General features: G+C 37.5%; 13 protein-coding genes. 12 read left to right on the forward strand and 1 reads right to left on the reverse strand.

Going from position 1 to position 14,515, the window contains the following annotated elements:
* From dnaA to gyrA, 6 genes are all read left to right on the forward strand, one after another.
* Entirely contained in the window at positions 1-1,338 is a 1,338-nt protein-coding gene (gene dnaA, locus PYW32_RS00005) for a chromosomal replication initiator protein DnaA (RefSeq protein WP_016176034.1), read from the forward strand.
* 159 nt (positions 1,339-1,497) lie between these two features.
* Positions 1,498-2,628 (forward strand): DNA polymerase III subunit beta, encoded by a 1,131-nt coding sequence (gene dnaN / locus PYW32_RS00010; RefSeq protein ID WP_016176035.1) that lies wholly within the window; start codon positions 1,498-1,500, stop codon positions 2,626-2,628.
* A 226-nt stretch (positions 2,629-2,854) separates the two neighbouring features.
* On the forward strand, positions 2,855-3,091 hold the full coding sequence (gene yaaA / locus PYW32_RS00015; protein WP_016176036.1) for a S4 domain-containing protein YaaA: 237 nt from the start codon (positions 2,855-2,857) through the stop codon (positions 3,089-3,091).
* The gene (gene recF / locus PYW32_RS00020; RefSeq protein WP_016176037.1) at positions 3,078-4,202 is read left to right on the forward strand and encodes a DNA replication/repair protein RecF; all 1,125 of its coding nucleotides are present in this window, start codon (positions 3,078-3,080) and stop codon (positions 4,200-4,202) included. The genes yaaA and recF overlap by 14 nt, the downstream gene beginning before the upstream one ends.
* Positions 4,199-6,148 carry a DNA topoisomerase (ATP-hydrolyzing) subunit B gene (gene gyrB, locus PYW32_RS00025; protein WP_016176038.1) on the forward strand — a complete coding sequence of 650 codons (1,950 nt, stop codon included), beginning with the start codon at positions 4,199-4,201 and terminating at the stop codon, positions 6,146-6,148. Before recF ends, gyrB begins: the two co-directional genes overlap by 4 nt.
* An 18-nt stretch (positions 6,149-6,166) precedes the next feature.
* Positions 6,167-8,632 carry a DNA gyrase subunit A gene (gene gyrA, locus PYW32_RS00030; protein WP_016176039.1) on the forward strand — a complete coding sequence of 822 codons (2,466 nt, stop codon included), beginning with the start codon at positions 6,167-6,169 and terminating at the stop codon, positions 8,630-8,632.
* A 47-nt stretch (positions 8,633-8,679) separates the two neighbouring features.
* Here the strand turns inward: gyrA and PYW32_RS00035 are convergent, their stop codons facing one another.
* Entirely contained in the window at positions 8,680-9,477 is a 798-nt protein-coding gene (locus tag PYW32_RS00035; protein ID WP_016176040.1) for a MurR/RpiR family transcriptional regulator, read from the reverse strand.
* A 162-nt stretch (positions 9,478-9,639) separates the two neighbouring features.
* Between PYW32_RS00035 and PYW32_RS00040 the strand changes: the two genes are divergently transcribed.
* From PYW32_RS00040 to rplI, 6 genes are all read left to right on the forward strand, one after another.
* On the forward strand, positions 9,640-11,085 hold the full coding sequence (locus PYW32_RS00040) for a glycoside hydrolase family 1 protein (RefSeq protein ID WP_016176041.1): 1,446 nt from the start codon (positions 9,640-9,642) through the stop codon (positions 11,083-11,085).
* Positions 11,086-11,323: 238 nt separating this feature from the next.
* Positions 11,324-11,623: a 30S ribosomal protein S6 gene (gene rpsF / locus PYW32_RS00045; protein ID WP_016176042.1), complete on the forward strand. Its 300-nt coding sequence runs from the start codon at positions 11,324-11,326 to the stop codon at positions 11,621-11,623.
* Positions 11,624-11,670: 47 nt separating this feature from the next.
* Complete coding sequence (gene ssb, locus PYW32_RS00050; RefSeq protein WP_016176043.1) at positions 11,671-12,177, forward strand: single-stranded DNA-binding protein; 507 nt, start codon at positions 11,671-11,673, stop codon at positions 12,175-12,177.
* A 24-nt stretch (positions 12,178-12,201) separates the two neighbouring features.
* Positions 12,202-12,441, forward strand: coding sequence for a 30S ribosomal protein S18 (rpsR, locus tag PYW32_RS00055; protein WP_016176044.1), 240 nt, complete (start codon positions 12,202-12,204; stop codon positions 12,439-12,441).
* A gap of 152 nt (positions 12,442-12,593) precedes the next feature.
* Positions 12,594-14,051: a GGDEF domain-containing protein gene (locus tag PYW32_RS00060; protein ID WP_016176045.1), complete on the forward strand. Its 1,458-nt coding sequence runs from the start codon at positions 12,594-12,596 to the stop codon at positions 14,049-14,051.
* A gap of 5 nt (positions 14,052-14,056) precedes the next feature.
* Positions 14,057-14,509, forward strand: coding sequence for a 50S ribosomal protein L9 (gene rplI, locus PYW32_RS00065; RefSeq protein WP_016176046.1), 453 nt, complete (start codon positions 14,057-14,059; stop codon positions 14,507-14,509).
* The last annotated feature ends 6 nt before the right edge of the window (positions 14,510-14,515 follow it).

The following is a 14,515-nucleotide window of genomic DNA, read 5'->3' on the forward strand; positions in this document are numbered from 1 at the left end:
ATGCCATCTCTGGATGCTATATGGAAAGAGTTGCAAGACAGCTACAAAAAAGAAATGAATCCAGTTAGTTACAATACATGGATCGAACCTGCTATGCCTCTTTCCTTTCAAAATAACGAATTAATTATTGAAGTACCGACAGCTGTTCAAAAAAATTATTGGGAAAAAAACCTTGCAGGTAAAATTCTTGAAACCTTCTTTATGATGAGTGGTGAAGAAATTCTTCCAGTATTTGTGACACCAGATGAAGCCGATATCTATAAAAAGCGCGTAGCAAAACAAAATCGAGACCTTGCTGCAACCAATGAATCAAATGCTTCTATGTTAAATCCCAAATATACATTTGACACGTTTGTCATCGGAAAAGGAAATCAAATGGCTCACGCTGCGGCATTAGTGGTTGCCGAAGATCCAGGGTCTATTTATAATCCCTTGTTTTTCTATGGTGGGGTTGGTTTAGGAAAAACCCATTTAATGCACGCCATTGGACATCAAATGTTGGTCAAACGACCACATGCTAAAATCAAATATGTGAGCAGCGAAAATTTCACTAATGATTTTATTAACTCCATTCAAAAGAATAAAATGGAAGAATTTCGAAATGAATATAGAACCGTGGATTTATTATTGGTAGATGATATTCAATTTTTGGTTAATAAGGAAGGAACACAAGAAGAATTCTTTAATACCTTTGAAGAACTTTATCGAAACAATAAACAAATTGTGTTAACGAGTGATCGTTTGCCAAATGAAATTCCAACATTGCCACAACGACTAGTTTCACGTTTTGCTTGGGGATTATCTGTGGATATCACACCACCGGATTTAGAAACACGAACTGCTATCCTACGTAAAAAAGCCGAAGCTGAAAATTTGGAAATTCCTGATGATACTTTGAGTTACATTGCTGGTCAAATCGATTCTAACATTCGTGAATTAGAAGGTGCTTTAGTACGTGTACAAGCCTTTGCGACCATTCAAAGTGCCGATATTACAACGAGTTTAGCTGCGGAAGCCTTAAAAGCTCTCCAAGCAAGCGAAACTTTGCGCCAAGTATCTGTCTTAGACATTCAAGAAGAAGTAGCCAACTACTACCATATTCAAATAAAAGATTTAAAAGGAAAAAAACGCGTCAAAAGCATCGTGGTTCCACGTCAAATTGCAATGTATCTGTCACGTGAAATGACGGATAATTCCTTGCCCAAAATCGGTGCAGAATTTGGTGGCAAAGATCACACGACAGTTATCCATGCCCACGAAAAGATTCAGCAATTATTGAAAAATGATCCCATCATTCAAAATGAAATTTCTGAAATCAAAGGCTTGTTACTAAGGTAGTGTGTATAACTAACAAAAACTGTACACAAGTTACCCCCAGCTTATTCACAGGCAAATAACTCGATTCTATTGTGTTTATAGCTAGTTTTCCACATTATTAACAGCCCTACTACTACTACTATCTTTATTCTTTAAAATAATATAAAAGGAGATCCTAATATGAAAGTAACGTTAAATCGTTCAACCTTTATTCAAGAATTACAAACAGTCCAAAGAGCTATCTCTTCAAAAACTACCATGCCGATTTTAACAGGTGTTAAAATTGAGCTTTCAAATAATGGATTAACCTTAACAGGAAGTAATGCAGAGATTTCAATCGAATCATTTTTAAGTGTTACGAATGAAAAAGCACAAATGATGATTGAACGTACCGGAGCAGTTGTTTTACAATCTCGATTCTTCGGAGAAATTATCCGTCGTTTACCAGAAGACAACTTTACGATGGAAGTCATTGAAAACAATCAAGTCAATATTACTTCTGGAAAAGCCAACTTTACTGTTAATGGATTAGACGCTGATAGTTATCCACATTTACCAGTTGTGGATAGTCAAAACCAAATTACGATTCCTATCCATGTATTGAATAAATTAATTGGAGAAACTGTTTTTGCTGTTTCTCAACATGAAAGCCGTCCTATTTTAACTGGAGTTCATTTCATTTTGGAAAATCAAAAATTATTAGCTGTTGCTACCGACTCACATCGTTTAAGCCAACGTGTCATTCCTTTAGAAAGTGGTACGGAAGCATTTAATATTGTGATTCCTGGAAAAAGTTTAACTGAACTTTCTCGTTCAGTGGGCGATGAAGGAGAAGATGTCAAAATTAGTATCATGGACAACCAAGTATTGTTCGAAACGAAAACGATGAAATTTTATTCTCGTTTATTGGAAGGAACCTATCCAGATACAAATCGTTTGATTCCAACAAGTTTTAATACAGAAATTGAATTCACTGTCCCAGAATTGTTATCAGCAATTGAACGTGCTTCTTTACTGTCTCATGAAGGACGTAATAACATCGTTCGTTTGCACATTGCTAGCGATGGAGTTATTTTATATGGAAACTCTCCTGAAATCGGGAAAGTAGAAGAAGTATTAAATTACGAAAAAGTTTCTGGTGATCCGTTAGATATTTCTTTCAATCCGGATTATATGAAAGCTGCGTTACGTGCCTTTGGTCCAACAACGATTAGTGTTCGTTTTATTTCAGCCATTCGTCCCTTTACGTTGGAACCAACAGAAGGCAATGGAGAATTTATCCAATTAATTACTCCGGTTCGTACAAATTAGTCACGATTTTCAATCCTTTTGAAAAATTGCTGAAAGGTCAAACTGAAATGAGAATTATGCAAAGAAGGGCTTAAAAACGATTTTAAGCCCTTCTTTTTGTTTTAAATAAAAATTGTCTAAATGAATCAAAACTTCTGAAAACGAGAAATATACGGATAAATTTGTTTTATTCCTCTAAAAGAGGTATAATATAAGCATATGTCTCTAAGTAGAATTGAGGGAAAAAATGAAAGAGAAAATCATTTTAAAATCAGATTACATGACACTCGGTCAAGTTTTAAAAGAAGTGAATGTTATCAGCAGCGGCGGTCAAGCCAAATGGTATTTAGCTGAGAACACTATTTTTATTGATGGAGAACCTGAAAATCGTCGTGGTCGTAAAATATATGATGGCATGATGATCGAGATTCCAGAAGTCGGTACCTTCTTTATGACAAAGGAACACGACGATGCGTCTGAGTAATCTTCAGCTACAAAATTTTCGAAACTATGATGACTTGTCTTTGACGTTTACCAAGAACCTAGTTATTTTTCTAGGCGAAAATGCACAAGGCAAGACAAATGTGTTAGAAAGTATTTTTGTACTGGCGATGACGCGTAGTCACCGAACAACCAACGAACAAGAATTAATTCAATGGGACAAAAATCTTGCAGCCATTCGAGGAACCATTGAACGCCAACATACTTCCGTCCCTTTGGAATTATTTTTAACGAAAAAAGGGCGTAAGACAAAAGTTAATCACATCGAACAAAAAAAATTAAGTAGTTACATTGGTCAACTCAACGTCATTTTATTTGCCCCGGAAGATTTGTCCTTAGTCAAAGGTAGTCCACAATTAAGACGTAAATTTTTGGATATGGAAATCGGCCAAATAGATCCAGTCTATCTCTATGATTTGGTGCAATATCAAAAAGTCTTAAAACAACGTAACCAATATTTAAAGCAACTAGCAGAGAAAAAACAAACAGATGAACTATACTTAGAAGTTTTAACTGAACAATTAGTGGAATTTGGTAGTAAAGTGCTGATTGCAAGGCAAAAATTTGTCAAACGTTTGGAATATTGGGCAAGTCAACTGCACCACAAAATTAGTCAAAACAAAGAAAATCTAGTCATTGATTATATTTCCAGTGTGCCTGACGCGCCTTGGGATAATTTGGAAGCTGTGCAAACAGCCTTTCGTCAAGCGCTAGAAAAAGTGAAAAACAAAGAGCAATTTCGTCAAGTCACATTAGCGGGTCCACACCGTGATGATTTGATTTTTTTGATTAATGAGAAAAATGTTCAAACATTTGGTTCTCAAGGACAGCAACGAACCACAGCTTTGAGTGTGAAGTTAGCTGAAATTGATTTGATGAAAGAAGAAACAGGGGAGTATCCAGTCCTCTTACTGGATGATGTGATGAGTGAATTAGATGACGCCAGACAATTGCATTTACTAGAAACAATTGAAGGCAAAGTCCAAACGTTTTTAACAACCACCACGTTAGAACATGTGAAAGATAAAATGACCGTAGAACCAGAAATTTTCTACGTTCGTCAAGGTCAATTAGAAGGAGAGAGTGCGGAGTGACAGAAGAAGAAAAAATGTTAAATGAACGCGCAAAAGAATATGATGCGAGTCAGATTCAGGTCTTAGAAGGTCTAGAAGCAGTAAGAAAACGTCCCGGAATGTATATCGGTTCTACCAGTTCAGAAGGTTTACACCACTTAGTATGGGAAATTGTGGACAACTCGATTGATGAAGCTTTAGCCGGTTTTGCGACTAGTATTCAAGTGATTATTGAAGAAGACAATAGTATTACGGTTATTGATGATGGACGTGGTATTCCTGTGGATATCCAAGCAAAAACTGGTCGACCAGCTGTGGAAACAGTCTTTACCATCTTGCATGCTGGGGGTAAATTCGGCGGTGGCGGCTATAAAGTGTCTGGTGGATTGCACGGGGTAGGTTCGTCAGTTGTTAACGCGTTATCCACAACTTTAGATGTAAAAGTGCATAAAGAAGGCAAAATCTATTACCAAGAATACAGTCGTGGAAAAGTCGTTGCTGATTTGGAAGTGATTGGTGAAACAGACCGTCATGGAACCGATGTTCACTTTATCCCTGACCCAGAAATTTTCACCGAAACGACTGTTTTTAACTTTGAAAAGTTAGCGACACGTGTTCGTGAATTAGCCTTTTTAAACAAAGGATTATTTATTTCGATTGAAGATCGTCGTGAAGAAGAACCAGTGAAACGTGAATACCATTACGAAGGCGGAATTAAGAGTTATGTTGAGCATTTAAACGCGAATAAAAATGTCTTATTCCCAGAACCGATTTTCCTTGAAGGCGAACAACAAGATATTACGGTTGAAGTTTCGATGCAATACACAGACGGTTACCATTCAAACATTTTAAGTTTTGCCAATAATATCCACACATATGAAGGTGGAACACATGAATCAGGTTTTAAAACAGCTTTAACACGTGTGATTAATGATTATGCTCGTAAGCAAAAGTTGATGAAAGACAATGATGAGAACTTAACGGGTGAAGATGTCCGTGAAGGCTTAACAGCTGTCATTTCGATTAAACATCCTGATCCACAGTTTGAAGGACAAACCAAAACAAAGCTAGGTAATTCCGAAGTACGTACAGTGACTGACCGTCTATTTTCAGAACATTTTTCTAAGTTCTTAATGGAAAATCCTTCTGTAGGTCGCCAAATTGTGGAAAAAGGTCTATTAGCTTCAAAAGCACGCCTTGCAGCCAAACGTGCACGTGAAGTGACTCGACGTAAAGGCGCGTTGGAAATCAGTAATTTACCAGGAAAATTAGCTGATTGCTCAAGTAATGACCCTGAAAAAACAGAATTATTTATCGTCGAAGGAGATTCTGCCGGTGGTTCTGCTAAGCAAGGACGTAGCCGTGAATTCCAAGCGATTTTACCGATTCGTGGGAAAATCTTGAATGTGGAAAAAGCCAGCATGGATAAAATTTTAGCGAATGAAGAAATCCGTTCGTTATTCACAGCTATGGGGACAGGTTTTGGTGCTGATTTTGATGTTGCCAAAGCGCGTTACCACAAGTTGGTTATCATGACCGATGCCGATGTCGATGGGGCACATATTCGTACGTTGTTATTAACATTATTCTATCGTTACATGCGTCCAATTGTGGAAGCAGGCTATGTATATATCGCCCAACCACCATTGTATGGTGTCAAACAAGGGAAAAACATTACCTACATTCAACCAGGCAAAAATGCCGAAGAAGAATTACAAAGAGTCATTCAATCATTACCAGCAACACCAAAACCAACTGTTCAACGATACAAAGGGTTGGGAGAAATGGATGACCATCAGTTGTGGGAAACAACAATGGACCCAGAAAATCGTATGATGTTACGTGTTAGTGTAGATGATGCCATTGAAGCAGACCAAGTTTTTGAAATGTTAATGGGTGACAAAGTAGAACCACGTCGCGCATTCATTGAAGAAAATGCCCACTATGTTAAAAATCTTGATATTTAACGATAAGGAGGAGAAATTTTGGAAGATCAAAAGAAAAATATTCATGACGTCAATCTGACCAGTGAAATGCGCGAATCCTTTATCGATTATGCCATGAGTGTCATTGTTGCCAGAGCGTTACCAGATGTGCGAGATGGATTGAAACCTGTTCACCGTCGTATTCTTTACGGCATGAATGAATTAGGGGTAACACCAGATAAACCACATAAAAAATCTGCCCGTATTGTTGGGGATGTTATGGGGAAATATCATCCACATGGGGATAGTGCAATTTACGAATCAATGGTTCGAATGGCGCAACCATTTAGTTATCGTTATATGCTTGTGGATGGCCATGGAAACTTTGGTTCTGTGGATGGCGATGGTGCCGCAGCGATGCGTTATACCGAAGCGCGTATGAGTAAGTTAGCTGTGGAAATGTTGCGAGATATTAACAAGAATACTGTGGATTATGTGAGTAACTATGATGATACCGAACGTGAACCACAAGTTTTACCCGCACGTTTCCCTAACCTGTTAGTAAATGGGACAACAGGGATTGCAGTAGGGATGGCAACGAACATTCCTCCTCACAATTTGAATGAAGTTATTGCTGCGATTGATTTATTGATGGACAATCCTGAAGTGACGACCAATGAATTGATGGAAGTTTTACCTGGACCAGACTTTCCCACAGGTGGATTAGTCATGGGGAAATCCGGTATTCGTCGGGCGTATGAATCAGGAAAAGGTTCGATTACTGTCCGCGGAAAAGTCGAAATTACGGAAATGCCAAATGGGAAAGAACGTATCTTAGTAACGGAATTGCCTTATATGGTTAATAAAGCCAAACTAATCGAACGTATTTCTGAATTACATCGTGAAAAACGAATTGAAGGTATTACCGATTTACGTGATGAATCGTCACGTGAAGGGATGCGTATCGTAATTGATGTCCGTCGTGACGTAAGTGCTTCGGTTATTTTAAATAACTTATACAAAATGACAGCATTGCAATCATCTTTTGGTTTCAACATGTTGGCGATTGAAAATGGTGTGCCAAAAGTATTGAGTCTAAAACGTATTTTAGAAAACTACATTGAGCATCAAAAAGAAGTAATTACGCGTCGTACGATTTTTGAAAAAGAAAAAGCCGAAGCGCGTGCGCACATTTTAGAAGGTTTACGAATTGCTTTAGATCACATCGATGAGATTATCGCGATTATTCGTGGTTCAAAAACCGATGGTGAAGCCAAAGCAACTATGATTGAAAAATTCCGTTTATCTGAACGTCAAGCACAAGCGATTTTAGATATGCGTCTGCGTCGTTTAACTGGTTTAGAGCGCGATAAAATCGAAGCTGAATACCAAGAATTATTGAAATTAATTGAAGATTTAGCAGATATTTTAGCACGACCAGAACGAGTAGCAGAAATTATTCAAACCGAATTACATGAATTAGGTCAACGTTTTGGGGATGCACGTCGGACAGAATTATTAGTCGGCGAAGTCTTGAGCTTAGAAGACGAAGATTTAATTGAAGAAGAAGAAATCGTGATTACGTTAACTAACAATGGATACATCAAACGTGTGGCGAATAGCGAATTCCGCGCACAACGTCGTGGCGGTCGTGGTGTGCAAGGAATGGGCATTCACGATGAAGATTTCGTGCGTACCTTAGTTTCTTGTTCGACACATGATACTTTGTTATTCTTTACGAATGCTGGGAAAGTATATCGTGCAAAAGGATACGAAATTCCAGAATATGGTCGTGCAGCGAAAGGAATTCCTGTGATTAACTTATTAGGAATTGACTCAAGCGAACGAATTCAAACAATTATTTCCGTTTCTGGTAAACCAGAAGAAGGTAATTACTTGTTCTTTACAACAAAATTAGGTGTGGTGAAACGAACTTCTGTGATGGCCTTTTCGAATATCCGTAGCAACGGATTAATTGCGATTGGTTTGAAAGAGGGCGATGAATTAGTCAATGTCTTATCAACAAAAGGCGACGACGTCATGATTATCGGCACTCATAAAGGGTATTCGGTCACATTTAAAGAAGAAGTGGTTCGTGACATGGGACGTACAGCTGCCGGTGTTCGTGGGATTCGCTTGCGTGAAGACGATTATGTTGTAGGCGCTGCGGTCATTCGTGAAGGTGATGAAGTGTTAGTCATCACCGAGAATGGGTATGGAAAACGTACAGCAGGTAGTGAATATCCAATTAAAGGTCGCGGTGGTAAAGGAATTAAGACTGCGAATATCACAGCGAAAAATGGACCATTAGCTGGTTTAACAACAGTCACTGGTGAAGAAGACATCCTATTAATCACAAATAAAGGGGTCATTATTCGCTTTAGCGCAGAAACAGTTTCGCAAACTGGACGTGCTACATTAGGGGTTCGGTTGATGAAAATGGAAGAAGATGCCAAGGTAGTGACAATGGCATCTGTTGATCCAGAAGTAGATGAAGTAGTGGAAACACCAGAAATAGCTGAATAATAAAAAGTCGTACCTTGCAAGATTTTCCTGCAGGTACGACTTTTTTATTAGTGTTTGCCATAAAGACTAGCAAAACGGCGAACAATAAAATCAATGAAAAAGGTTAATGGATACGTGCCTATTTGTAAATAATTATTACTTGTTGCATGGATAGTTTGATCAAAAAAATTCGTGAAGACATTTTTGGTATGTTGTGTAATTAAGACGGAGTATGCAGCGCTATTCGTAATTTTATTCACCAAATCGGCATTTTTATTAAAAATTGTGCCAAAAGAAGAAAAGACAATAATCATCGTTTGTTCATTAGCTTGTTGAATCATCGTGTTCAAAAGGGCTTCTTCTTCAGGAACAACGGTGATTTTGTTGCTCATCATTAAGGAGGTCTGCATACTCTTGGCTAAGTCTAACGTTGAACTATAGCCAATTAAAATCACTTCTTGTGCCTCGTGAATGTTTTGTAGTAGTCGATCGATTTCAGCATGATTCAGATGCGAAACGACATCATCTATCGATTGCTTGATTTCATTGGCGTAAAATTGTAAATATTCTTGCGGATTACTTTGAATATGCTGGGCTTCTTTTTTGGACATTCGTAGTCCTTGGAAATTAGAAAATTTTTTAGCTGCGGCAATTTCTTTCTTTAAAGTGGCATAAGAATGCAAGTTAAAATGTTTGCAAAAGCGTGAAATCGTAGCGGCTGAAACGAAACATTCGTCAGCTAATTCAGAAATACTCATAGTTGGAATTTTTTCTTGATGATTTAAAATATAGAGGATGATTCGAAAATAAGTATCATTTTCGTCATGGGCATTTAAGTATTTAAGGAAATTTTGGTAATCAAACATGGATTGGCTTCCTTTCTAAATCTAAAACCAAAATTTTCATAAACATGAAAATTTTAATTGGAAATGAAAAATTGTCTCTGATTTCGAAAAAATTATTCGTTGCCTTCATGATACACTATCCTCAGAAATAAGAAAACAAACAACGGAAGGAATGGACACACAATGGGATTTCCAGAAGGATTTTTATGGGGTGGCGCGACAGCTGCGAATCAATTTGAAGGTGCTTTTTTAGAAGATGGTAAAGGGTGGTCAACAGCCGATACAGCAAGATATACAAAACTAGATGATCCGACCAAATTTTCATTGTTACAACCAATGACAACTGCGGATGTAGCATTCGCTCAAGCAGATCAAGACGGCATTTATCCAAAGCGTTACGGCATTGATTTTTATCACCGTTACCAAGAAGATATTGCGTTGTTTGCTGAAATGGGATTCAAAACGTTTCGTCTATCGATTTCATGGCCACGTATTTTTCCAAATGGGGACGAATTAGAGCCAAATGAAGCAGGGCTGCAATTTTATGATAAGGTATTTGATGAATGTTTAAAATATGGGATTGAACCATTGGTGACTTTATCGCATTATGAATTTCCTTTAGGATTAGCCTTAAAACACAACGGTTGGGAAAGTCGTGAAACGATTGCTCATTTTGAGCGTTATGCCCGTGTCGTTTTCAATCGTTACAAAGATAAAGTGAAATATTGGTTAACATTTAACGAAATTAATATTATTGGCATGACTGGCTACCTTAGTGGTGGGATTTTAGCCGATAAAACGGATCATTTATTACAAGCGCAGTACCAAGCTGCGCACCATCAATTTTTAGGTAGTGCTTTAGCCGTGAAAGCCTGTCATGAAATCATTCCGGATGCTAAAATTGGTAATATGTTAGCTCGTATGGAAGCTTATCCTGAGACCTCTAACCCTAATGATGTGATGGAAAGTATTTATGCGGATCATACGAATTTATTTTATAGCGATGTACAAATTCGTGGCTATTATCCTGCCTATATGGATAAATTCTTTAAAAAACATCAAATTGTGATTCAAAAAGAAGCAGGTGACGATCAATTGTTGCGTGAAGGAACCGTAGATTTTATGTCCTTTAGTTATTACATGAGTAGTATTGCTTCTTCTGACACGGAAGGGGAAGAAACTGCGGGCAATTTACTGGGTTCTAAGAAAAATCCTTATCTAAAATCAAGTGATTGGGGTTGGCAAATTGATCCAGTTGGCTTACGTGTGACGCTGCATAAGTTATATGATCGCTACCAAGTGCCTTTATTTATTGTAGAAAATGGCTTGGGTGCAAAAGATGTCGTTGAAGAAGATGGTTCCATTCATGATGATTACCGCATTGATTACATGCGTGACCACATTCAAGAAATGGCTTTGGCGATTGAAGAGGGCGTCGATTTAATGGGATACACACCATGGGGCTGTATTGATTTAATTAGTGCGAGTACCAGTGAAATGTCGAAACGCTATGGTTTTATCTATGTCGACCAAGATGATGAAGGCAATGGGACACTTGCACGTTCGAAAAAAGATTCCTTTGAGTGGTATAAAAAAGTGATTGCGACAAATGGCGCGGATATTGAGTAAGTATTAGCGAAGCGAAAGTGACGAAACATGCCGTTACTTTCGTTTTTTTTAGTGGTTTTTTGTTATAATGGCGTACTTAATTATGAAAATCAAATTCATTCAATTTAACAATCATAACAAAAAACTTGCGTGGGGAATAAAAAGAGTGTATAATTTATCTTTGTGAGTAGTCTTATGAAGACCATTCTCTGCTCCTAGATTGTACTAGGGGCCAAAGTCCATAGGGAGGTGAAAATCAATGGAAAATACGAAATATGAAATTCTTTATATTATTCGTCCAAACATTGATGAAGAAGCAAAAACTGCTTTAGTGGAACGTTTTGACGCTATTTTGACTGATAACGGAGCGGAAGTTCTTGAGTCAAAACTTTGGGAAAAACGCCGTCTAGCATATGAAATGAACGGATTCCGTGAAGGTATCTATCACATCGTTAAAGTGTCTTCTCCATCAAACGCAAATGCAATCAACGAATTTGACCGTCTTGCTAAAATCAACGACAGCATTATTCGTCACATGATTGTTAAAGAAGAAGCTTAATAACTTGTTTCACGTGAAACAAAATAACGATGAAGGGATGATGAATTTTGATTAACAACGTTGTATTAGTAGGAAGATTGACAAAAGATCCTGATTTACGTTATACCGCAAGTGGTACGGCTGTTGCTACTTTCTCATTAGCAGTGAATCGTAATTTTACGAATCAGAGTGGTGAAAGAGATGCAGATTTTATTAACTGTGTGATTTGGAGAAAATCAGCAGAAACACTAGCAAATTATGCCCGTAAAGGTACATTGCTTGGAGTGACAGGAAGAATTCAAACAAGAAACTATGAAAACCAACAAGGTCAAAGAGTTTATGTTACTGAAGTTGTAGCAGAAAACTTCCAATTACTAGAATCTCGTTCAACTAGCGAACAACGTCGTGGAAGCGATGGCGGCGATTTTGGTGGAAATCAATCAAACTTTGGAAACAGCTACAATCAAAATCAAACATCTCAACAATCAAACGGAATGCCTAGTTTTGATCGAGACAACTCTGATCCATTCGGGGGTTCATCAATCGACATTTCAGATGACGATTTACCATTCTAAGAAATTTGATAGGAGGGAAATAGGATGGCACAACAAAGAAGAGGCGGACGCAAACGTCGTAAAGTAGACTATCTTGCAGCTAATCATATCGAACACGTTGATTACAAAGACGTTGAATTATTAAAAAGATTTATCTCAGAACGCGGTAAAATTTTACCACGTCGTGTAACTGGTACTGGTGCTAAAAACCAACGTAAATTAACAGTTGCTATTAAACGCGCACGTATTATGGGATTACTTCCATTCGTAGGCGAAGAAAATTAATTTTCCAAGATCTCACTGGTTTAGCTAGTGAGGTCTTTTTTTGCCTAAAGAAAATGAAAAAGCAAGATTCATGAATTTGTGGTAAAATAAAGGGCAAAGTTTTTCATTTTGTTGGCGTTCATTATAGATGAATCGAGATAAAGGAGTAAAATATGACAACAGCAATTGGTATTATCTCACTAGATAATTACGATGATGTAATTGATAAAATGGATGACAAACATATTTCTTACCTCAATACTTTAGTCACAACATTGATTTCTGACTGGGCAAGTGACTATCATATTTTTTATAAACGTATTAATTCAGAACGTTATTTTTTTGTAGCGGATACAGCAGATATTTTACGGATGCAAGAAAAACAATTTGATTTATTACAACATATGAAACAAGCTGATATTCATAGTGAATTAGTTTTGACGATGAGTATGGGGATTGCTTATGGTGAGGCATCTGCTGAAAAAATCGGCGAAATTGCTCAAAGTAATCTGGATATGGCTTTGGCTCGTGGGGGCGACCAAGTTGTAGTCAAAGATACAAATCCACAAGCAAAACCACAATTTTTTGGTGGCAATACAGATGGAACAATTAAACGGACGCGAACTCGTTCACGCGCAATGAATATGGCATTAAACCGTATTTTTAAAGACAATCAAAAAATCTTTATCATGGGGCATCGTTACCCTGATATGGATGCGATTGGTGCTGCTTTTGGGGTGGCAACGCTTGGAAGATTTTTAAATAAAGAGTGCTATATTATTTTGAATCGTGATGAAGTAACAGCCGATATTACACGTGGATTAGCAGAAATTGATAATTATCCTGAAGTCAAAGATATGGTTATTTCGAGTCATGAAGCATTGGCATTGTTGGATAAACACAGCGTATTAGTGATGGTTGATTATCATAAACCTTCGATGTCGATTTCTCAAGAAGTCTATGAGGCTTGTGAAAAAATCGTTATTATTGATCATCATCGTCGTGGCGATGAATTTCCTATAAATCCACTATTGACGTACATTGAAGCTTCGGCATCGTCTGCGTCAGAATTAGTGGCGGAATTGATTCAATATCAAGCGGATAAGACACATGGACTATCCAAAATTACTGCGACATTATTATTGGCCGGTATTTATGTGGATACGAAAAGTTTTGCTGTCCGTACCACAGGAAGAACATTTGATATTGCAAGTTATTTAAAAAATCATGGAGCGGATTTATCAATTGTCCATGATTTATTGAGTTCTGATTTAGAAGCGTATTTACAAATTAGTGAATTGGTTTCGCGCAGTGAACATGTGACACCGGATATTGTGGTTTCCATCGGTCCAAACGATAGAGCCTATGATAATGTGACTGTAGCCAAAGCAGCAGATACACTGTTATCAATGAATGACATTCAAGCAGCTTTTGTGGTGACCAAACGCTTGGATCAACGTATTGGGATAAGTGCCCGTAGTTCTGGTAAAGTGAACGTTCAAAAGTTAATGGAAAACTTCGGTGGTGGCGGACATTTCACGAATGCGGCGACGCAAATTGAGGGGCAAACGCTTGAAAAAGTCCGGGAAATGCTATTTAATGAATTAAGAAGACTAGCAAAAAAGGAGTAATCAATATGAAAGTTATTTTCTTAGAAGACGTAAAAGGAAAAGGCAAAAAAGGGGAAGTCAAAGAAGTTCCTACTGGTTATGCCCAAAATTACTTAATTAAAAATAATCTGGCAAAAGAAGCGAATCGTGAAAGCTTAGCAGAAATGTCAGGCAAGAAAAAAGCTAAAGAAAAACAAGATGCTGAAGCACTTAAAGAAGCACAAACACTCAAAGATTTCTTAGAAAAAGAAGAAACAGTCGTTGAAATTAAAGCAAAAGCAGGTGCTGATAGTCGTCTATTTGGTTCAATTCCTTCCAAACAAATTACAGATGCACTAAACAAACAATACAACGTTAAAGTAGACAAACGTAAGGTGGATTTGAAACAACCGATTCGTTCATTAGGTTTTACTGATGTGCCAGCCAAATTGCATCCAGAAGTTACAGCAACCATTAAGGTACATGTAGTTAGCGAATAATACACA

Origin of the sequence: Enterococcus saccharolyticus subsp. saccharolyticus, from assembly GCF_029023825.1 — a bacterium.
Taxonomy (GTDB): domain Bacteria; phylum Bacillota; class Bacilli; order Lactobacillales; family Enterococcaceae; genus Enterococcus_F; species Enterococcus_F saccharolyticus.